Source organism: Nitrospirillum iridis, assembly GCF_014205765.1.
GTDB lineage: Bacteria > Pseudomonadota > Alphaproteobacteria > Azospirillales > Azospirillaceae > Nitrospirillum > Nitrospirillum iridis.
This window is the reverse complement of record NZ_JACIIZ010000004.1, coordinates 24,313-43,746: the sequence shown is the minus strand read 5'-3', so window position 1 is coordinate 43,746 and position 19,434 is coordinate 24,313. Positions and strand designations below refer to the sequence as shown.

General features: G+C 69.5%; 17 protein-coding genes. 7 read left to right on the top strand and 10 right to left on the bottom strand.

Annotated elements, in window-relative coordinates; genetic code table 11:
* Positions 1-6: 6 nt before the first annotated feature.
* The 6 genes from FHS74_RS07820 to FHS74_RS07795 all read right to left on the bottom strand — a co-directional run bounded on the left by FHS74_RS07820 (position 7) and on the right by FHS74_RS07795 (position 8,193).
* Positions 7-1,605, bottom strand: coding sequence for a methyl-accepting chemotaxis protein (locus FHS74_RS07820; protein ID WP_211106180.1), 1,599 nt, complete (start codon positions 1,603-1,605; stop codon positions 7-9).
* 89 nt (positions 1,606-1,694) lie between these two features.
* On the bottom strand, positions 1,695-2,339 hold the full coding sequence (locus FHS74_RS07815; RefSeq protein ID WP_184799205.1) for a chemotaxis protein CheW: 645 nt from the start codon (positions 2,337-2,339) through the stop codon (positions 1,695-1,697).
* A 3-nt stretch (positions 2,340-2,342) separates the two neighbouring features.
* Complete coding sequence (locus FHS74_RS07810; protein WP_184799203.1) at positions 2,343-3,824, bottom strand: CheR family methyltransferase; 1,482 nt, start codon at positions 3,822-3,824, stop codon at positions 2,343-2,345.
* Positions 3,805-4,356 (bottom strand): chemotaxis protein CheW, encoded by a 552-nt coding sequence (locus tag FHS74_RS07805; protein ID WP_184799201.1) that lies wholly within the window; start codon positions 4,354-4,356, stop codon positions 3,805-3,807. The genes FHS74_RS07810 and FHS74_RS07805 overlap by 20 nt, the downstream gene beginning before the upstream one ends.
* The gene (locus FHS74_RS07800) at positions 4,349-6,403 is read right to left on the bottom strand and encodes a response regulator (protein ID WP_184799199.1); all 2,055 of its coding nucleotides are present in this window, start codon (positions 6,401-6,403) and stop codon (positions 4,349-4,351) included. The genes FHS74_RS07805 and FHS74_RS07800 overlap by 8 nt, the downstream gene beginning before the upstream one ends.
* Complete coding sequence (locus tag FHS74_RS07795; RefSeq protein WP_184799197.1) at positions 6,403-8,193, bottom strand: response regulator; 1,791 nt, start codon at positions 8,191-8,193, stop codon at positions 6,403-6,405. Before FHS74_RS07795 ends, FHS74_RS07800 begins: the two co-directional genes overlap by 1 nt.
* Before the next feature lie 451 nt (positions 8,194-8,644).
* On the opposite strand from FHS74_RS07795, the gene FHS74_RS07790 reads away from it, so the two are divergent.
* Entirely contained in the window at positions 8,645-10,702 is a 2,058-nt protein-coding gene (locus tag FHS74_RS07790; RefSeq protein ID WP_184799194.1) for a M3 family metallopeptidase, read from the top strand.
* Between the two features lie 21 nt (positions 10,703-10,723).
* On the opposite strand, the gene FHS74_RS07785 is transcribed toward FHS74_RS07790, so the two are convergent.
* The 4 genes from FHS74_RS07785 to FHS74_RS07770 all read right to left on the bottom strand — a co-directional run bounded on the left by FHS74_RS07785 (position 10,724) and on the right by FHS74_RS07770 (position 14,948).
* Positions 10,724-12,040, bottom strand: a complete 1,317-nt coding sequence (locus tag FHS74_RS07785; RefSeq protein ID WP_211106179.1) for a GntT/GntP/DsdX family permease — start codon at positions 12,038-12,040, stop codon at positions 10,724-10,726.
* 151 nt (positions 12,041-12,191) lie between these two features.
* The gene (gene egtD / locus FHS74_RS07780; RefSeq protein WP_184799191.1) at positions 12,192-13,163 is read right to left on the bottom strand and encodes an L-histidine N(alpha)-methyltransferase; all 972 of its coding nucleotides are present in this window, start codon (positions 13,161-13,163) and stop codon (positions 12,192-12,194) included.
* On the bottom strand, positions 13,160-14,446 hold the full coding sequence (egtB, locus tag FHS74_RS07775; RefSeq protein ID WP_343066881.1) for an ergothioneine biosynthesis protein EgtB: 1,287 nt from the start codon (positions 14,444-14,446) through the stop codon (positions 13,160-13,162). The genes egtD and egtB overlap by 4 nt, the downstream gene beginning before the upstream one ends.
* A gap of 244 nt (positions 14,447-14,690) precedes the next feature.
* Entirely contained in the window at positions 14,691-14,948 is a 258-nt protein-coding gene (locus FHS74_RS07770) for a hypothetical protein (protein WP_184799189.1), read from the bottom strand.
* Positions 14,949-15,275: 327 nt separating this feature from the next.
* On the opposite strand from FHS74_RS07770, the gene FHS74_RS07765 reads away from it, so the two are divergent.
* The 6 genes from FHS74_RS07765 (at position 15,276) to FHS74_RS07740 (ending at position 19,384) form a co-directional block, all read left to right on the top strand.
* On the top strand, positions 15,276-15,659 hold the full coding sequence (locus FHS74_RS07765; protein ID WP_184799187.1) for a hypothetical protein: 384 nt from the start codon (positions 15,276-15,278) through the stop codon (positions 15,657-15,659).
* A 19-nt stretch (positions 15,660-15,678) separates the two neighbouring features.
* Positions 15,679-15,867: a DUF3008 family protein gene (locus FHS74_RS07760; protein WP_184799185.1), complete on the top strand. Its 189-nt coding sequence runs from the start codon at positions 15,679-15,681 to the stop codon at positions 15,865-15,867.
* A gap of 67 nt (positions 15,868-15,934) precedes the next feature.
* Positions 15,935-16,309 (top strand): hypothetical protein, encoded by a 375-nt coding sequence (locus tag FHS74_RS07755; protein WP_184799183.1) that lies wholly within the window; start codon positions 15,935-15,937, stop codon positions 16,307-16,309.
* A gap of 74 nt (positions 16,310-16,383) precedes the next feature.
* Complete coding sequence (locus tag FHS74_RS07750; RefSeq protein WP_184799181.1) at positions 16,384-16,629, top strand: hypothetical protein; 246 nt, start codon at positions 16,384-16,386, stop codon at positions 16,627-16,629.
* Positions 16,626-18,020, top strand: coding sequence for a TolC family protein (locus FHS74_RS07745; protein ID WP_184799179.1), 1,395 nt, complete (start codon positions 16,626-16,628; stop codon positions 18,018-18,020). Before FHS74_RS07750 ends, FHS74_RS07745 begins: the two co-directional genes overlap by 4 nt.
* Positions 18,017-19,384: a multicopper oxidase family protein gene (locus FHS74_RS07740; RefSeq protein ID WP_184799177.1), complete on the top strand. Its 1,368-nt coding sequence runs from the start codon at positions 18,017-18,019 to the stop codon at positions 19,382-19,384. Before FHS74_RS07745 ends, FHS74_RS07740 begins: the two co-directional genes overlap by 4 nt.
* Positions 19,385-19,434 lie beyond the last annotated feature (50 nt).

Here is a 19,434-nt window from a genome sequence, read left to right as displayed (position 1 = left end):
TCGTCCTCAGGCCTGGTATTGGCCGGTGATGGTCTTCAGCTTGTGTCCCAGTTCGTTCAGGTTCTGGGCGGCGGTTTCCGCCTGCTTGGTGGCGTTCATGTTCTGCATGCTGGCCTGCTTGATGTTTTCCATGGCCAGCGCCACCTGGTCGATGCCCACCTGCTGCTGCTGGTTGGACGCGGCGATCTGGGTCGCTGCCTGGGTGGCGACGGCGATGCTCTGGGCCAGGCGGTCGATGGCCTCGCCCGCCGCCACCGACTGCCTCACCCCGGCGTCCACCGCCTTGCTGCCCTGTTCGGCGGCCAGCACGGCCGTGGCCGTGGCCTTCTGGATGTCCCCCAGGATGGAACGGACCTGGGTGGTGGCCTGCTTGGACTGTTCGGCCAGGCTGCGCACCTCCTGCGCCACCACGACGAAGCCCTTGCCCTGCTCGCCGGCGCGCGCCGCCTCGATGGCGGCGTTGACGGCCAGCAGGTTGGACTGTTCGGCCAGGTCGTTCACCGTGGCCACGATCTCGCCGATGGCCTGGCTCTGCTCGCTCAGTTGCATCACCGCTTCGGCGATGGCGCCGATCTGCTCGCGCACCCGGGTGATGCCATCGATGGACTGCTCCACCGCCTGCTTGCCGTTCTGTGAGATTTGCGCCGTGTTTTGCGCCGTCTGCGAGACGTAGAGGGCCTTCTCGCTGGACATCTGCGATGTCTTCTTGACCTCCTCCATCGTGGCGCTGGTTTGGGCCAGGGCGGTCGCCGTCTCCGCCGCGCTGGCGGCCACCTGGGCGGTGATGGTGACGATCTGGCCGGACGCCGTGCCCAGGACGTTGGTGCCCTCGCGCAGGTCACGCATCAGCTGGCGCAGGTTGCCGGCCATGGCGTGGAAGGTGCGGCCCAGGATGCCGACTTCGTCGGCCCGGTCGCTCACCTCCACCGCGTTGGCCACCGTCAGATCGCCGGCGCCGATGCGCTCCGCCGTGGTGGTGAGGGTGCGGAGCGGTGTCGCGATATTGCGACCCAGGAACAGCCCGGCGATGATCACGAAGGCGCCGGCCGCCAGGGTGCCGCTGGCGATGACCAGGATGGTGTTCTCCGCGCTGGCCGCGGCCGCAGCCTCCCGCCCCCGCAGCAATTCCGCCTCGCCCGCCTGCATCGTGCCGACGATACGGCGGATGTCGTCCATCGACTGCTTGCCCCGGTCGGTCAACACCACGGTGCGGGCCGGATCGAACCCCTGAACGCGGCGCAGATCGATGGTTTCCTTCAGCTCCGCCGCCTTTTCCTTCACCGGCCCTCGCAAGCGTTCCAGGTTTTGCTGCTGAACCGGATTGTCCAAGGTCAGCGTCGCCACCGTCTGCAGCGCCTGCTCCATGGCGTTCAAGCCCTGGCGGTACGGCTCCAGATAGCGGTCCTCCCCGGTGATGAGATAGCCGCGCTGCCCCGTTTCCATGTCCTGGATGGCGGACAGGAGGGACAAAAGCCGCGCCTGCACCTCGTAGGAGTGGGAGCGAAGGGTGGTGGTGTCCGTCAGCTGGCGGATGTTGCCATATGACGTGGCGGCCACCACCAGAAGAATGAACAGGACGCTGCACAAGCAGATCCAGATTTTCATTCCGACAGAGTACTTCATGACCGGCTCCCGAGGGGCTGTGCGTGGACGCTTGGATTGGACAGGAAGGATGATGCGTGGGACCGGATGGTCTAGCCCGACTGGGCGGACGGCCGTCCGCCGACGATGAGGTCCGGGTCGGCCAGAAGTCGTCGGGCGTCCAGCAGGGCGAGATGGGGCGGCACGATGCCGGTGAGATAATGCCGCTGGCGCCCGGTGACGACGCTGGGCGCGGCCTGCAGCTTGGCGCGCGGCACCCACGCTACGCCGATGATGGATGTGACCAGCAGGCCCAGCGCGCCGCCATCGCGGCCAGGCGCCTGCCCCAGCACGACAACGCGCCGCAGATCGGCCCGGTCGACACCGCCCAAATCCAACAGGCGTCCCAGATCGACCAGGGGCAGCACCTGGCCGCGCACCGTGGTGACGCCGGCGATGAAGGCCGGCGCCTTGGGCACGGCGGTCAGGCCGTTCAGCGCCAGCACCTCCGCCACGGCGGAGGTCTCAAAGCCGTACCGCTCGGCCCCCACCGTGAACTCCAACAGCTCCAGCCGTTCGCCGTCATCCTCCCGCACGGGGGGCTTCGCCAACTCCAGGCCGCGGCGGTGCAGGATGCGGCGCGTCGTCTCCTCATCCGGGGTCCCGCCGCGCTCCAGCGCCACCGACCAGGCCGCCAGCCGGCGGTGGATGCCGGCCCAGTCGATTTCCCGCGCGGGTGCGGCTTGGTTCCCTGCCATGCCTTAGGACTCCCCCCCAATGACCTGCCCCAGCGCGGCGTGGGCGTGGGCGGCCACGTCCAACAGCCGTCCCACGGTCATGCCTTCCAGTTCCGGCAGGATTTCGTCCGGCTGGCGCCCTTCCAGCAGCCCCATGACGTTGCGGTAGTATTTGCGCGCGTCGCGCGTGCGCCCCTCGCCCCGCGCCAGATTGGCCATGGCAAGATGCGTGGCGATGGAGTGCGGCGCCAGGAACAGGGCGCGTTGCAGCGATGTCGCGGCGGCGGCGGTATCGCCCCGTTCCTGCTGGATCATGGCCAGCAGGTGATGGGCCTCGGCGCTGACGCGGTTATGATCCAGCACACCCTGGCACCAGTGCGCGGCGTCCGCCAGGCGGCCCTGGTTGGCGTAGGTGCGGGCCAGTAACAACATGGCGGCGTCATCCGCCGGCGCCATAGCCAGCAGGGCCTCCAACCCGTCCACCGCCTCGCCATAGCGGCCCTGATCGTAGAGGGCGCGGCAATGATCCAGCGTCGGCGTCGGTGCCACGGCCGTGGGCGGTGGAGCCGCCGGCATGGCGCGCGCCGGTGGTGATGGCGTGAACGGGAAGGGCTGAGGGGCGGGAGCGTGGTGCGCCACGCCCGGGGACGCGGGCGCGGGCAGCTTGCGATAGACGGTGGCGCCGTCGAAGGGCACGAAGGTCAGCGGGGCGAACATGGGTGGCGCCCCGTCGACCGAGCTGGGCAGCAACCAGCCGGTGTCCACCAGCGACCGCGCCAGCCGCCGCACCACGCGGTTGGCCTGATCGCCGTTGAAGTACATCAGGACGTTGCGGCAGAGGATGACGTCCATGGCGTTGGTGTTGCTTTCCAGCGCCGGATAAGGGTCGTCCACCAGATTATGGCAGGCGAAGGTGACCATGCGCGCGATGTGGGGGCTGATGCGGTGGAGCCCACCCGGCAAGGCCGTGAAGTAGCGGGCCCGCATCGCCGGATCCACCCCGCGGAAGGACCACTCGCCATAGACGCCTTCGGCGGCGCGGCGCAGGAAGCGGGGGTTCACGTCGGTGGCCAGCAGGGTGATGGTCCAACCGGCGCGATCAGGCAGCAGTATGTCCAGCAGCATGGCGAGGCTGTACGCCTCCTCCCCCGTGCAGCAGGCGGCACTCCACATCCGAAGCGCCAACGTCCCCTGGGACCGCCGCTCGGCGATCAGGTCGGGCAGGATTTTCTGGCCCAGCGCCTCGAAGCTTTTCGGTTCGCGGAAGAAATAGGTCTCGCCCACGGTGAGCTGACCGACCAGCGCTTCCAGCTGGGTGGCGTCCGGGTCGGCCGACAGCCAATTCTGGACCGCGGCCAGCGTGCTGGGATAGCCCAGTTCCACCGCCGCCCGTTCCAGGCCGCGCTCCATGTCGCTCCATCGATCGGCAGGGAAATACAGCCCGATGCGGGCGCTCAGCCGGTCGGACATGGCGGCCAGCAAGGGATCAGGCAGGGTCCGTTGCATCCATCCCCCCTTCGCCACCATCCCGTTCCGTCAGCGCTCCCGCCCTCAGGTGCCCCTCCGCCAGGGCCTGGGCCAACTGTTCCTCTTCCGCGGCCGAGAGGAAGCGATCCAAATCGTGGATCAGCAGCAGGCCGTCGGACAGCCGCACCACGCCCACGATGGCGTCATCCGTCCCGGGGATCACGCCCTGGGCCGACACCCAGTCAACCGGCGCGCCCGCCACCGTGCCAACCACGCTGTCCACGAGCAGCACCACGATGCGGCGCAGGCCACGGGCCACGATCATATGGTCCGCCAGCGACAGAGGGCGGCTGTCCAGGCCGAAACGGCGGCGCACGTCCATGACCGGCACCACCTGGCCCTGCAGATTGATGACCCCGCGCACCAGGCCCGGGGCGCCCGGCAGCGGCGTCACCGCGACGGCGCGCACCGCCCGCTCCACCATGGCCAGTGGCAAGCCATAGGCCTGGCCGTCCAGGTCGAACCGCAGAAGAAAGGCGGCGGGGCCAGAAGCGGGTCCGGGATCAGTCATGCGGTCCATTCTCGGCGGGCAAACCCACGTTGGCGGCGGCGTGCAGCAGCTTTTCCAGATCCACCGGCTTGCTGAGGAATATGTCCAGGCCCACGGCCCGGCACCGCTCCCGCTCCTCCACCGACACGCCGGCGGTCAGCACCACCAGCGGCGGCAGCGGCCGGTCGGGCGTGCGCGTCAAGGCGCGCATACGGGCGGTCGCCTCCAGCCCGCCCATCACCGGCATGTGCATGTCCATCAAGACCAGATCATAGCTGCCCTTGTCGACGGCCTCGACGGCCGCAGCACCATTCTCCGCGATCTCAACCTGATGGCCCACGCCGCGCAAGATGGTGGAAACCAGGATTTGGGTGGAGCGGTCATCCTCCACCAGCAGGATGCGCCGGCCCTTCGGGCGCGCACCGGCGGCAGCCGGCGCTTCGATGACGGGCGGGGGCGCCACGGTCACCACCGGAGCCGCCACCGGGACCGCCAGCGGCAGGTCGAACCAGAAGCGGCTGCCCTGGCCCGGCGTGCTGTCCACGCCGATCCGCCCCTCCATATGCTCCACCAGACGGCGGCAGATGGCCAGACCCAGGCCCGTGCCGCCGAAGCGGCGGGCCGTGCTCTCATCCACCTGGCTGAACTCCTCGAACAGGCCGGACACCCGCTCCGGCGGGATGCCGATGCCGGTGTCGGTGATCACCACGCGCAGCCGCGACGGGCCACCGTTCGGGCCTTCGGGCGCGGGATCGATCTCCGCCGCCAGGCTGACGCCCCCCGCCGCGGTGAACTTCACGGCGTTGGTCAGCAGGTTCAGCACCACCTGGCGCAGCCGGGTGGGATCGCCCAGGATCCGCCCCGGCAGGGCGCCGGACACGGTAGACGTCAGCGACAGGCCCTTACCGGCGGCGGACGGCCGAACCAGGGCGAGGCAATCATCGACCAAGGCGCGGAAATCCAGCGGCAGGATTTCCAGCGTCAGGCGTCCGGCTTCGATCTTCGACAGGTCCAGGATGTCGTCCAACAGACCGAGCAGCGTGCGCCCCGCCTCCGCCTGCAAGGTCAGCAGCCGATGCCATTCCCCCGGGCTGACCCCGCCCTTCAGCAGCAGTTCGGAAAAGCCGATGACGCCGGTCAACGGCGTGCGCAGCTCATGCGCCACGGTGGCGAGGTAGCGGGATTTGGCCTCGTTGGCGATGTCGGCCGCCTTGCGCGCGGCCAGCAGGTCGCGCGCCGTGGCGGCCAAATCCTCCGTCCGTTCCGCCACGCGACGTTCCAGCGTGGCGTGCGCCTCACTCAACGCCCGCTCCGCCTCCTTGGCGGGGGTGATGTCACGGGCGATGGTGACCAGCCCCTCGACCGCCCCATCCCCACCGGTGAAGGTGGAGCGGACCACCGAATGCCAGCGGCGACCGGCCGCCCCGTCCAGCGCGGTATCGCTGACGGTGATGCCGGCGGCCAGCGCCGCCCGGTCGGCCGCTTCGCGACCAGCCGCGCCCTCGGCGCCAACCTCCGCATCCGTGCGGCCGATCAGGTCGGCGGGATCAGGCACGCCCAGGGCTTCGGCATGGGCCCAGTTGCTGCGCAGATAGCGCAGGTTCCTGTCCTTGAAGGAGATGGCGTCCGGCACGCTGTTCATCAGATGGGACAGCAGGCGCCGCTCTTCCGCCAACGCGCGGCGGACGGCGCAATGTTCCGCCGCCTCACGAATGAGGCGGCGCAGCTTCTCCGGCGTCCAGGGCTTGGGTAGATAGCCGAAAATCTGGCCAGCATTGACGGCGGCGCCCAGGGCGTCGATGTCGGTGTAGCCGGTGATCAGCACACGGGTGGCGTCCGACAGTTCCCGCGCCCAGCGCAGGAACTCATGACCCGCCAGTTCCGGCATGCGCTGGTCGGAAATGATGACGACGGGGGAAATGTCGTCCTCTTCAAGCATGGCCCGGGCGACCAACGGCGAGGTGCTGGTAAGGACGTTGAACTCATCCTCCAGGGCGTCGGCCACCGCCGTCAGCACCTCCGGCTCATCATCGACCACCATGACGGTGGGCAGCTCATGGCCGATCATCAAACACTCCTCGAGGCCGGTCGCGCCACCGTATCCGTCCGTGGGTCCGCCGGGGACACAGGCCCCGCCTCGCCGGCGGCCGGCCCGGCGGCGGAAGTCCCGTCCATGGGTATCTCGATCACCACTTCCGTGCCCTGCCCCTCTTCACTATGGAAGGTCAACCGCCCCCGGTGACGCTGGATGATGCTATAGGAGATTGAAAGTCCAAGACCAGTCCCGGCGCCCACCGGCTTGGTGGTGAAAAACGGTTCGCAGATGCGGTCGCGGATGGCGGCCGGGATGCCATGGCCGGTGTCGCGCACCGACAGATGGAACATGGAACCGTTCCGCGCCGTCTCCAGCGTGATCGTGCCCGCCCCGTCGATGGCATCGATGGCGTTGCCCACCACGTTCATCAACACCTGATTCAGCGGTCCCGGCTGACAGGTGACGCGCTTGGGCCCGTTGAACTTGCGCTCCACAGTGATTCGGCTGGACAGCTTGTGCTGCAACAGGGTCAACACCGATTCCAGGCTTTCCTCGACCTCCACCTCCTTCACCTCCGCCTCATCCAGGCGGGAGAAGGTGCGCAGCTTCACCACCAGGTCTTCCACCCGGTCGACGCCCAGCCGCACGGCGTCGAGACGCTGGCGCATCTTGTCCAGGTCACGGGCGCCCTTGTCCGAGAGGTGTCCCTCCATCTCCGGCGCCACATTGTCGAGGCAACGGGCGATGGTGCCCAGATGGTTGCCGACGAAAGCCAGCGGATTGTTCAGCTCGTGCGCGATACCGGCCACCAGGGCGCCCAGCGACGCCATCTTGGCCGCCTGCACCAGCTGGGACTGGGTGTCCTGCAATTCCCGGTAGGCGGCCTCCAGCTCGGCGTGGGAGCGTTCCAGCGCCTCCGTCATCGCCGCCCGTTCCTGGGCGATGCGGCGTTCGTCGCGCGTGCGCTCCAGCTCCAGCTCCTTGTCGCGGAACTCACCGCTGATGCGCAGGTTTTCCTCATGCAGGAACTTGCGGCGCAGCAGGGCGCGGATGCGGGCCTTCAGGATCTCGCTCTCGCTGGCCTTGCCCACGAAGTCATCGGCCCCCGCCTCCAGGCCGCGCATCATGTCTTCCTTCGAATCCCGCGAGGTCAGGATGATGATCTGGAACAGGCGATCGTGCTGGCGACGGAGCATGTCCAGCCGCTGGCACAGCTCCGTCCCGCTCATCTCCGGCATCACCAGGTCGACGACGATGCAGTCGAACTTTTCCTTGGCGATGGTTTCCAGGGCCTCACGCCCGCTGGACACCCCCACCACCTCGTGCCCGTCATCCTGAAGCTGGGCGGTGATGAAGAACAGGTAGGTCGGACTGTCGTCCACCACCAGCAGGCGGCTTTGCCGGAAAGCCACCGGCGCCTGGCTGATCGGACGCGGCAGGGCCCCCTTGCGCAACAGGGCACCCACCCGGCTCAGCAGGATGTCGGTGTCCACCGACTTGGGCACATAGGCGTCGGCGCCACTGTCGAAGCCCTGGCGTTCCCGGTCGGCGGCGTGGCTGTCGGTCAGCATCAGGACGGGCAGGCCGCGCGTGCGCATGTCCAGCCGGACACGGCGCACGAACTCATCCCCGTTCATGCGCGGCAGGTGATAGTCGACCATAGCCAGGTCCGGCATCGTCCGGCCCAGCTGCTCCAGCGCGCTTTCGGCGTCACCGCATACGGTGACGGACCAGCCCTGGCGTTCCAGCGTCATCTGCAGCTGCAAGGCCTGGGTAGGCGAATCCTCGACCACCAGGATACGGTGCGCCGGAGCGTCGGTCATGGGCCGGACCGCCCCATGTCCGGGACGCCAGCGGTAGCGTGCTGATCCATCACTTTCTGCCTCCAGGCCGGCAACCGCCAAAGACCGCCTTTACAGACCGTCCCCACCGATTTTTGGTTCAGTGAGGAAATTGCCGGTTTCCCAAACCGTTTACCACCATTCCCTGTTGGCCCGGGGGCCAACGGTGCCCCGTGGCCGATCCCCTGTCGATTGACGCGTCATGGGTACCCCCTGCGGCAAATCGGGGCGCCAGCGTCCATCATAAAGGCCGGACGGTCGGACCACGGGCGTTCATCCGCATAGAGTTCCACCAGGGATGGAAAAATCGCCAAATGCGCACCCGAACCAAGGGCCGCCGCGCCGCCCGGCCCCTCTCACAATTGCGCGCCCATGCCCCCATATGGGACGGTGGCACCCTGTGAGCCCGCCCTGATGAGGACCTAGCGCATCCATGAGCACCGTTCGTTCCGACGCCGCCACCGACAATCCGCTGCTGGTGCCGACCGGCCTGCCCGCCTTCGACGCTGTGAAGCCCGACCATGTGGCCCCGGCGCTGGAGGCCGCCATCGCCCGGCATGACGCCGTGGTGCAGTCCATCGTCACGGGCGACGACCGCAGCTTCGCCGGTGTGTGCCAGGCCATGGAACAGGCGGAGGCCGAATTGTCGGACCTGTGGGCCACGGTCAGCCACCTGCACAGCGTGGTCGACACGGCCGAACTGCGCGCCGCCCACGCCACCTCGCTGGAGCGGCTGATCGGCTATTCCTCCGCCGTCTCGCAGAACGCGAACCTCTACGCCGCCTATGCCGCCATCGACCAGGACACCCTGGGCCCGACGGAGCGGCGCCTGGTGGAACTGAGCCTGCGCAACTTCAAGCTGGGCGGTGTCGCCCTGCCGCCGGAGGAGCGCGAGCGGTTCGCAGCGCTACAGGTGGAATTGGGCCGGCTGCAGACCGCCTACAGCAGCGCCGTGCTGGATGCGACCGAGGCCTGGGTGGAACACATTGAGGATGAATCCCTGCTGGCTGGCGTGCCGGAGGGGGACAAGGCCATGCTGGCCAGCCTAGCGGCGGCGCGTGGCCTGACGGGCTGGGCCGTCACCCTGCACCAGCCCTCCGTGCGCGCCATCCTGACCTATGCCGACAACCGTGACCTGCGGGCCCGCATCTACCGCGCCTATGGCACCCGCGCCTCCGACCAGGGCCCCCGTGACCGGGAAAAGGGGCCGGAGGCCCTGGACAACAGCGCCCGCATGGGCGCCATCCTGGCGCTGCGGCGCGAGGCGGCGGCCCTGTTGGGCTTCAAGGACCCGGTGGACCTGTCGCTGGCCACCAAGATGGCGCGGTCGGGAACCGAGGTCGTGGACTTCCTGCGCGACCTGGCCGCCCGCGCCCGGCAGCCGGCGGAGGCCGACAAGGCCCAGTTGCAGGCGTTCGCCCGCGACACCCTGGGCCTGGAGACGCTGGAGCCCTGGGACAACGGCTATGTGGCGGAAAAGCTGCGCCAGGCGCTGCACAACGTCGACGACCAGAAGGTCAAGGCCTACTTCCCCCTGCCCCGCGTGCTGGACGGCCTGCTGGCCCTGCTGCGCGATGTCTTCGGCATCACGCTGACGGCCGAGGAGGGCGTGCGCACCTGGCATCCGGACGTGCGCTACTACACCCTGTCGCGCGGGGGCGTGCCCTTCGCCGGCCTCTACATGGATCTGTTCGCCCGGACGGGCAAGAAGGGCGGCGCCTGGATGGCCGTGTGCCGCGCCCGCCTGCGCCGCGCGGACGGCACCCAGCTGCCGGTCGCCTACCTGAACTGCAACTTCGCCCCGCCAGCAGGCGGCAAGCCCAGCCTGTTGAGCCACGCCGACGTGGTGACCCTGCTGCACGAGATGGGGCACTGCCTGCACCACGTGCTGAGCGAGGTCGACTACCCCTCCATCAGCGGCGTCACCGGCTTCGAATGGGACGCGGTGGAACTGCCCAGCCAGCTGCTGGAGAACTTCGCCTGGGACCGGCAGGTCCTGCGCTCCATGTCCGGCCATGTCGATACGGGCGAGCCCCTGCCCGACGCCCTGTTCGACGCCATGCTGGGGGCCCAGCGCTTCCAGGCGGCGCTGGCCCTGCTGCGCCAGGTGGAATTCGCCCTGTTCGATTTGCGGATGCACCTCGATTCCAGCATCAGCGACGCCGCCGGCGTCCAGGCCGTGCTGAACCAGGTGCGGGCGGAGGTGGCAGTGCTGACCCCGCCGGAATGGCACCGCTTCGCCCACGCCTTCACCCACATCTTCGCCGGCGGCTACGCGGCCGGCTACTACAGCTATCTGTGGGCGGAGCGGCTGTCGCTGGACGGCTTCGGCAAGTTCACCGAGGGCGACAGGACGGCGGCGGGTGAGGCCTTCCGCGCCGAGGTGCTGGCCGTCGGATCCTCCCGCCCGGCGCTCGATAGCTACATCGCCTTCCGCGGGCGGGAGCCGGAGAACGACGCGTTGCTGAAGCGTTATGGGCTCGCCGCCTGACCTGTTCCCAAGCGGCGGGTTTCAAAACACGCGGCTGGCCGCCAGCACCAGCAACAGGCCGGTGACGGAGACGATGGTCTCCATCACCGACCAGGTCTTCAGCGTGTCGGCGGTGGACAGGCCCAGGTAGTTCTTCACCAGCCAGAAGCCCGGGTCGTTGACGTGGGAGAAGAACAGCGACCCGGCACCCACCGCCAGCACCAGCCATTCCGGCGCCACGCCGGAGGTGCCGGCGACGGTGGAAAGCGCGCCGGACGCGGTGATGGTGGCGACGGTGGCGGAACCCGTGGCCAGCCGGATCATGACGGCGATGCCCCAGGCCAGCAGGATGGGTGACACCGTCCCCTGCTGGGCGAAGCGGGCCAGGGTATCCGCCAACCCCGCCTCCACCAGCACCTGCTTGAACGCGCCGCCGGCGGCGATGCTGAGCAGGATGGAGGCGGCGGGCGCCATGGCCTCGTGCCACAGCGCGTCCCAATCAACCCTCCCGCCCCCGCGCCGGCGGGTGAAAAAGACCGCCAGCGCCACCAGGTTGGCCAACAGCAGGGCCACTGGCGGCGCGCCCAGCAGCGCAAGAACAGGACCACGGCCCAAGGCCGGCACCGCCTTGGCGGCGATCAGCAGCACGGGCAGCAGGACGAGGGCCAGCGCCGCCCAGGGCGACGGCAACGGCCCCCGTGGAGGCTCCGCCATGGCGTCGCCGGCACCCGCGACATGGGGCACGATCAGGCCGGCGAACACCGGCCCCGCGAGCACCGCGATGGGCAAGCCCAGCAGGACGCCCAGCACCAGCGTCGAGCCGACACCGGCACCCAGTTGCTCCACCGCGATGATAGGCCCGGGATGGGGTGGCACCAGCGCGTGGAGCACCGACAGCCCGGCCAAGGCCGGCAGCATCAGGAACAACCGTTCCCGCCCATCGCCGCTCCGCGTCAGTGGCAGCGCCGCGATGATGGGCAGCAGCAGCACGACCCCCGTCTCGAAGAACAGCGGCAGGCCCAGGACCAGTGCGGCCAGCAGACAACCCCAGGGGCGCCAGCGCGGCCCCACCGCCCCGACCGTGGCGCCGGCCAACGCCGCGGCGGCACCGGAAACCTTGAGCATGGCGCCCAGGGTCAGGCCCAGGGCCACCACCAGCCCGGCCCCGCCCATGATGTCGCCGAAGCCCTTCTGCACGGCACCCAGCGCCCGGTCCGGCGCCATGCCCCGCGCCACCGCCAGGGCCAGGGCCGCGCACATCAGCGCCAGGAAGGGATGCAGCCGCAGCCGGATGATGAGGACCACGGCCAGGGCGATGCAGCCCGCCGCCGCCAGGACCAGCCAGAGGTCGGCGTTCACCACCGGCCGGCGCCCGTGGTCTTGGCCAACCGGAAACCGCTATGCTCCTGCGCCATCGCCATCCCTCAGGCCATTTCTCCCGGCCCGGAGCTTCCCTGGCGGCAGCTGATTTGTCCACCGGTTCCCCTCTTGGGGAACGCGGCTGGCGCCGTCATAGCGGCGCCGACAGCCAGTGCAGGCTGAACAGGCCGTCTGGGTCCACCCACACGGCCGTCGGTTCGAACCCGGCGGCGCGGGCCATGTTCCGGAAGGTGGCGGGCGCCAGCTTGTAGGAATCCTCGATATGGATGCGCTCGCCGGCGCGGAAGTGGAAGAAGCGGCCGGCCACGGCGGCCCGCTGCTCGCGCTGGCTGATCAGGAAGATCTCGATCTTCGACTGGTCCTCATTGAAGTGGGCGTGGTGGCGGAAGCCCGACAGGTCGAAGGTGCCGCCCAGCTCGCGGTTGACGCGGGCGAGCAGGTTCAAGGAGAAGGCGGCGGTGACGCCGGCGCTGTCGTTATAGGCGGCCTCCACCACCGCAACGTCCTTGGGGATGTCCACCCCCACCAGCATGGCCCCGCCCGGCAGCATGTGGGCGCAGCGCGCCAGGAAGGCGGTGGCCGCCACCGGCGTCAAATTGCCGATGGTGGAACCAGGGAAGAAGCCCACGCGGCGCTTGCCCACGGCGGGCAGCGGCAGGGCCTGCTGGGTGTAATCGCCGCAGACGGCCGTGATGTCCACTTGTGGCAGGTCCATGGCCAGCGCCGCCGCCGCGCGGATCAGTTGATCGCGGGAAATGTCGATGGACACGTAGGACGCTGGGCGTTCCAGGGCGTTCAGCAACAGGCGGCTTTTGCGGCCATCGCCGGTGCCGAACTCCACCACCTGCGCCTCAGGCCCCGCCAGCGCCGCGATCTCCGGCCCATGGCGGCGCAGCATCGCCAGTTCCGTCCGCGTGGGATAATACTCGGGCAGTTCACAGATACGTTCGAACAGTGCCGCCCCTGCGGCATCGTACAGATATTTGCAGGGAATGCGGCGGATGGGATGCGACAGGCCGGCCAGCACATCCTCGCGGAAGCTGGCGGCGGCCGGTTCGAAATCCATGAAGCTGACGCGGTCGAACATGTCGGTCACGGTCATGGCGTCCTCGCAAGTCGAATGCCGGAAAATTGCCAGCGCGCCGCCGGCGGGAAAAAGTTGCGATAGGTCTTGCGGACATGGCCGGCCGGGGTGGCGCGCGAGCCGCCGCGCAACACCATCTGCCCGCTCATGAACTTGCCGTTGTATTCGCCGATGGCGCCGTCGGAGGGGCGGTAGCCGGGATATCCGGCATAGGCGCTGGCCGTCCATTCCCAGACATCCCCGTAAAATCCGGCCACCGCGCGGGGATGAAAGCTGCGGTCGTCCGCCCGCGCCGCCCCCGGTTCACCGGCCGCGATCTCCCACTCCGCCTCCGTCGGCAAGCGGGCGCCGGGCCAGCGCGTCTCCGCCCATTTTGCGAAGGCGTCGGCCTCATATTGGCTGACATGGCAGACGGGATCGTTGGGGTCCACCGGCTGGCAGCCGTGCAGGGCCTTGACCTGCCACGCCCCCTCCTCGCCCTGCAGCCAGTAGAGCGGGGCCCGCCAGCCTTGGGACTGGACCGTGGCCCAGCCGTCGGACAGCCACAGCTCCGCCCGGCGATAGCCGCCATCGGCCATGAACTCCAGGTAATCGGCGTTGGTCACCACGCGGGACGATATCTCGAACGCCTCCAGCCAGACCTTGTGGCGGGGACCCTCATTGTCGAAGATGAAGTCTTCCTCCCCGGTGGCGCCGATGGCGTACAGGCCGGACGGCACCCCGCGCCAGGTCATCTCCGCCACCGGCGCCGACGGCGCGGCGGGGGCTGGGAAGACGGCCGGGGGGAAGGGGTGCTGCAACAGGGCGTGCTTGACATCGGTGATGATCAGTTCCTGGTGCTGCTGCTCATGCTGCAGGCCCAGTTCCAGCAGGGCGGCGGCGCGGCCGCCCACGCCCCGGGCCAGCCAGGCCTCCATGGCGCGATCGACATGGGCGCGGTATTCCAGCACCGCCGCCACCGTGGGACGGGATAGCTGACCGCGCGCCGCGCGGGGCCATCGCTCCCCCACGCCCTCGTAATAGGAATTGAAGAGATAGCGGAAGTGGGGATCGAAGGGCTGATACCCGGACGCGAGCGGGCCCAGCAAAAATGTCTCGAGGAACCAGGTGGTGTGCGCGAGGTGCCATTTGGTGGGACTGGCGTCCGGCATGGACTGCAGCGTCTGGTCCTCCGCCGTCAGACCACGGACCCGGTCCAGCGTCTCTTGCCGGACGGCGCGGTAGCGCGCTGGGGCGTCGATCGGCCAATGGCGCAAGCTGTGGGCCGACGCCACAGCGTCGGCGGGAACGGCGGAAGGCACGACAAAATTCCCCCATGGAAATGACAGCGCCCCCCCCGTGTGGGCCGGCAGCAAGTCCACCCATCACCGGGCCCGTACTGGTCGGCACGCACGGGGTTGCACGGATGGGTGGTGGCCGCACGATGAAAAATAGGACGCCGGCATCCACAGACAATCCGCGATGGAAAAAAGGCCCACGGCGTATGGCCTGATCAAACGAGGGGGCCGCCCCGGGAATAGCCCCGAGCCGCCCCCCGCGCGGTGATTATCGGGTCAACAGCCGTGCCAGGACGAAGCCGGCGGCGCCGGCGATGGCGATGGCGGTCAGCGGACGGGACGCGACACGGGTGCTGACCTCCTGCACCGCCACATCGCCCTTGGCCTTGGCCAGATCGGCGGCGGCATAAGCGCCTTCCCGCAGGGCGTCGTATGCGGTGCGCCCGGCCCGCTGGGCGGCGGCGGCGGTTTCGGCCATCATGTCGGAGGCCTTGTCGGCGACGTGGTCCATATTGATGTTGGTCATGAGGCGGATCTCCTTGTTCTCTACCGGGGTTCTCTCCCGAGGTTCTCCCGGGAATGGGATAGTGGCGGTCAACCGATACAGGGGCCGGATTGTTCCGGCCGGTCTGACCCTTGGCCGCGACGGGACCACCCGCGCCGGAAGAAGTCCTCCCAGGGATCGGAACAAACGCGACCGCCGCCGATTGAGTGGGGGAACGGAAGCGAGGGCCGTCCTTCAGACGGGGCAGTGCGAAACTGTCACGCCAGGCTCATTGCCCCGTCCGCCCAATCAGCCCGTGCCATCCGGCGCCGCCTTGGGTGTGGGGGGCGCGGATCGAGGAAAATCGTCATGCAACTGCTGTTCTGCATCGGTCTCGGCATTGTCCTGGGCATGGTCTGCGGCAGGGTCGTCAATGGCCGGCCGGGATTCTTCGCGGTGGAGGCCCTGCTGGGCGCCATCGGCGCCGTCATGGGCGTCTTCTTCTTCGGCGGCCTGGGCGTACCGGCCAGCGCGCCGATCTTCCTGCATACGGTGCTGTACGCCACCTTCGGCATCGCGGCCGCCATGGCGACGCTATACGCCGTCCTGATCGCCGCCTACTGGGGCAGCAGCCTGCTGCGCGACTATGAGGCCCGCACCCTGGAAAACGCGCCGGAACAGCCGGAAAGCTCCACCACTGCCGCCGTTCGGCCAACCGGCCCCCGCCACCTGGAAACCACCATCGGCATCTGACGGAAAGGAGGGTGTCCCCATGCCCGCCAAATCCAAAGCCCAGCAAAAGGCGGCTGGCGCCGCCTTGGCCGCCAAGCGCGGCGACATCAAGAAGAGCGACTTGAAAGGCGCCTCGCGCTCCATGGAAAAATCCATGAGCGAGACGGAACTGCGCGACCTGGCGGCCACCAAGCGCAAGGGCAAGCCGGAGCGCGCCCCGGCCCAATGACCTTCGGGGGGATATCCGACGCACCACGCCCCTTGCCGCGGCCGCCCGGGGCGTTATAGTTGGCGGCATGGTCCGGTTGCCCCTGCTTTCGCTGCTGGCTTTCCTCACCCTCGTGGCCCTGGTCACGGGGTGGTCGCCGGCTGCGCGGGCGCATGAGTGCGGGCCGGGGACGGTGACGACCGCGGCATCCGCCCACGCGGCCACCACCCCCACCCTGGTGGCGACCGCCGCCACCGATTGCCATGCGGCGGTGGATTGCTGCTGCGCCGGCGGCATGGCGGGCTGCGCCATGACTTGCGCCGGCGCCCTGGTGCCCGGCGCCGTGCCGTCGACCGGGCGTTTGGCCACCGCCCTGGGGCTGTTGCCCGCCGGGGACACGGCGGGTGCGGGCTTGGCGCTGGCCCCCGCCTTGGGGCCCCCCAGACACGACCCCCTCGCCTGACATCCCGGCGGGCCCGCTGGCCACTCGGGAGGTCTCATTTCGCGACCGGTTTCCCTGTCTTCGAGTGTTCCCCCATGTTCAGACATCTCGCGTGGGCCGCCCTTCTGGCGGCCACCGGCGGGTGCGTGCCGCTGGCGCCGCCCGCCTTTCCACCGGCCGGCGCCAGCCAGGCCCTCAGCCCCGTGGACCCCGCCGCCCCCATCACCGCCTGGACGCGCCCAGCCATCCTGCCCGTCGTCCTGGTGGAAACGCCGGCCAGCGATGACGCCGCCATGCCCGGCATGGACCATACCCACCACCACGGGCAGGGTACGCCATGACCCCCGCCCTTCTGCGGCGGCTGGCGCCGCTGCTGCTGGCCGGGACGCTGGCCGGCTGCGCCACCGTCCCGCCCGAGGCGGGCTTCCCCGATGTGCGGCAGCAGTTGGCGGACCGGGTGCCCCAGCGCCTGTCCTGGAACCGGGACAGTGCGGCCGACGACGCCGCGGCCCAAGCGGTCCAGGCGCTGTTGGCCCAGCCGCTAACGGCCGACGGCGCCGTGCAGGTGGCCTTGCTGGGCAATCCGGGCCTGCAAGCGATGTATGAGGATCTCGGCGTCGCCCAGGCCGATCTGGTGCAGGCCGGATTGCTGCGCAATCCCGTGCTGTCCCTGGCGGGCAAGCTGCCCACGCAGGGTGCCGAGCCCCCCAAGCTTGAGTTCGGTCTGGTCGCCAACTTCCTGGACCTGCTGTGGCTGCCGGCCCGGCGCCGGGTGGCGGCCGACCGCTTCGCGGAGGTGAAGCTGGCCGTCAGCGCCGAGGTGGTGGACCTGGCGGCCGAGACCCGCGCCGCCTACCTGCGTCACCAGGCGGCGGCGCAGACGGCCAAGGCGCTGGCGGAAATGACCGCCCTGGCCCAGGCCTCCTATGACCTGGTGGCCAGGCTGGAGCGGGCGGGCAACGTCAACGAACGGCGCCTGGCCATGGAACAGGCGGCCCTGGAAGACGCCCGGCTTGAACAGGCTGACGCCGAGGGCGAGGTGGTGGCGACGCGGGAGACGCTGACCCGCCTCATGGGCGTCTGGGGCGACCAGGCCGCCTGGACGGTGGCGGACACCCTGCCCCCCGTCCCGCCGCAGGAACCGGATCTGGGCGCTGTGGAAACGGCGGTCATCGCCGGCAACCTGAAGCTGGCGGCGGCCCGCCAGGCCGTCGCGGCCAAGGCCTCGGACCTGGGGCTGACGGATGCGAGCCGGCTGTGGTCCGACATCAGCACCGGCGTCAGCGGGGAGCGGGAGACGGACCGATCCTGGCTGCTGGGCCCGTCGCTGGAACTGGCCCTGCCGCTGTTCGACCAGGGCCAGCCGGCCGTGGCCAAGGCGGCGGCGGAATACCGGCAGGAGGCGCGGCGGGCCCAGCGACTGGCCATCGACCTGCGCAGCCAGGCGCGGGAAGCGCGCGACCGCCTGGTCCGCGCCCACGACCTGGCCCAGCACTACCGTGAAACGGTCATCCCCCTGCAGCAACGCGTCGTGCGGTTGGGCATGGCCGAATACAACTACATGCTGACCAGCCCGTTCGAGGTGCTGGCCGCCCGCCAGGCGGAGAGCGCCGCCTACCGCCGCTACATCGCCACGGTGCGCGACTATTGGCTGGCCGCCGGCGACCTGGACCGCCTGGCCGGCGGTCACGCCCCGATGATGGAAACCACCCGGCCGGGAGGCCAATCATGACCGCATCCACGCCTTGGGCCCGACGCCAAATCCTCAAGTCGGCCGCCTTGCTGGGCGGGGCCGGCGCCCTGCTGGCCGGCCGGCCGGCGGCGGCGCAGGAGCACGCGCATGCCGCCGCGTCACCCACCCCCACCCGCCCGGCCATGCCCCCCGCCATGGCGGGCGGGGACAAGAAGGTGGTGGCCGCCGGCGTCACCCCGCCGCGCCCCACCCGGCTGGTGCCCGGCACCAACCGGCCGGCCACCATCACGCTGAACGGCACCACCCTGCCCTTCGTCATGAAAGACGGGGTCAAGGAGTTCCACCTGACGGCGCATGAGTTCGAGCAGGAGTTCGCCCCCGGCTTCAAGGTCAAGGTCTGGGGCTACAACGGCAGCAGCCCCGGCCCCACCATCGAGGCGGTGGAAGGCGACCGGGTGCGCATCCTGGTGACCAACAAGCTGCCGGAGGCGACCAGCATCCATTGGCATGGCGTGCTGCTGCCGTCGGGCATGGACGGGGTCAGCGGGCTGTCAGCCCCCCCTATCCCGCCGGGCGAAACCTGGGCGTACGAGTTCACGCTGCGCCAGCACGGGACCCAGATGTACCACCCGCATTATGACGAGATGCTGCAAATGGCGGTGGGCATGATGGGCATGTTCATCATCCACCCCCGGGACGCGGACGCGCATCGCGTGGACCGCGACTACACCATGATGCTGCACGCCTGGGCCATCCACCCGGGCACCTCACGCCCCGACCCGGCGGTGATGCTGGAGCATGACACCTGGACCATCAACGGCCGCGTCTTCCCCGCCGTGGAACATCTGGTGGTGAAGACGGGCCAGCGGGTGCGCCTGCGTATCGGCAACGTCTCCATGCACGAACACCCCATGCACATCCATGGCCACCACATGTGGGTGACGGGCACCGACGGCGGCATGCTGCCGGACAGCGCCCGCTGGCCGGAGACGACCATCCAGGTGCCGGTGGGCACGACCCGCACGGTGGAGTTCGTGGCCGACAACCCCGGCGACTGGGCCTTCCACTGCCACAAGAGCCATCACGCCATGAACACCATGGGCCATGACATCCCCAACTTCCTGGGTGTCGGCCAGCAGGACGTGGCCCAACGCCTGGCGGCGCAACTGCCGGGCTACATGCCGATGGGGGAAACGGGGATGGGCGCCATGGCCGAGATGGCCGGCATGATGCCCGGCCCCCGCAACACGCCGCCGATGATGACCGGTACCGGCCCCTATGGCGGCCTGGACATGGGCGGGATGGTGACGGTGATCAAGGTGCGCGACTCGCTGGCCGATGATTACCGCGACCCCGGCTGGTACCAGGCGCCCAAGGGCACCCTGGCCTGGCGCGTGGGCTGAGGCGGAACGGGGGGCGCGGGGGAAACCGTCCAAAGGCGCACGGATAGTTG

Bases quoted from the DNA above. Each gene is read 5' to 3' on its own strand.
- FHS74_RS07820 (WP_211106180.1), bottom strand. From the start codon at position 1,605: ATGAAAATCTGGATCTGCTTGTGCAGCGTCCTGTTCATTCTTCTGGTG.
- FHS74_RS07815 (WP_184799205.1), bottom strand. From the start codon at position 2,339: ATGGCAGGGAACCAAGCCGCACCCGCGCGGGAAATCGACTGGGCCGGC.
- FHS74_RS07810 (WP_184799203.1), bottom strand. From the start codon at position 3,824: ATGCAACGGACCCTGCCTGATCCCTTGCTGGCCGCCATGTCCGACCGG.
- FHS74_RS07805 (WP_184799201.1), bottom strand. From the start codon at position 4,356: ATGACTGATCCCGGACCCGCTTCTGGCCCCGCCGCCTTTCTTCTGCGG.
- FHS74_RS07800 (WP_184799199.1), bottom strand. From the start codon at position 6,403: ATGATCGGCCATGAGCTGCCCACCGTCATGGTGGTCGATGATGAGCCG.
- FHS74_RS07795 (WP_184799197.1), bottom strand. From the start codon at position 8,193: ATGACCGACGCTCCGGCGCACCGTATCCTGGTGGTCGAGGATTCGCCT.
- FHS74_RS07790 (WP_184799194.1), top strand. From the start codon at position 8,645: ATGAGCACCGTTCGTTCCGACGCCGCCACCGACAATCCGCTGCTGGTG.
- egtD (WP_184799191.1), bottom strand. From the start codon at position 13,163: ATGACCGTGACCGACATGTTCGACCGCGTCAGCTTCATGGATTTCGAA.
- FHS74_RS07770 (WP_184799189.1), bottom strand. From the start codon at position 14,948: ATGACCAACATCAATATGGACCACGTCGCCGACAAGGCCTCCGACATG.
- FHS74_RS07765 (WP_184799187.1), top strand. From the start codon at position 15,276: ATGCAACTGCTGTTCTGCATCGGTCTCGGCATTGTCCTGGGCATGGTC.
- FHS74_RS07760 (WP_184799185.1), top strand. From the start codon at position 15,679: ATGCCCGCCAAATCCAAAGCCCAGCAAAAGGCGGCTGGCGCCGCCTTG.
- FHS74_RS07755 (WP_184799183.1), top strand. From the start codon at position 15,935: ATGGTCCGGTTGCCCCTGCTTTCGCTGCTGGCTTTCCTCACCCTCGTG.
- FHS74_RS07750 (WP_184799181.1), top strand. From the start codon at position 16,384: ATGTTCAGACATCTCGCGTGGGCCGCCCTTCTGGCGGCCACCGGCGGG.
- FHS74_RS07745 (WP_184799179.1), top strand. From the start codon at position 16,626: ATGACCCCCGCCCTTCTGCGGCGGCTGGCGCCGCTGCTGCTGGCCGGG.
- FHS74_RS07740 (WP_184799177.1), top strand. From the start codon at position 18,017: ATGACCGCATCCACGCCTTGGGCCCGACGCCAAATCCTCAAGTCGGCC.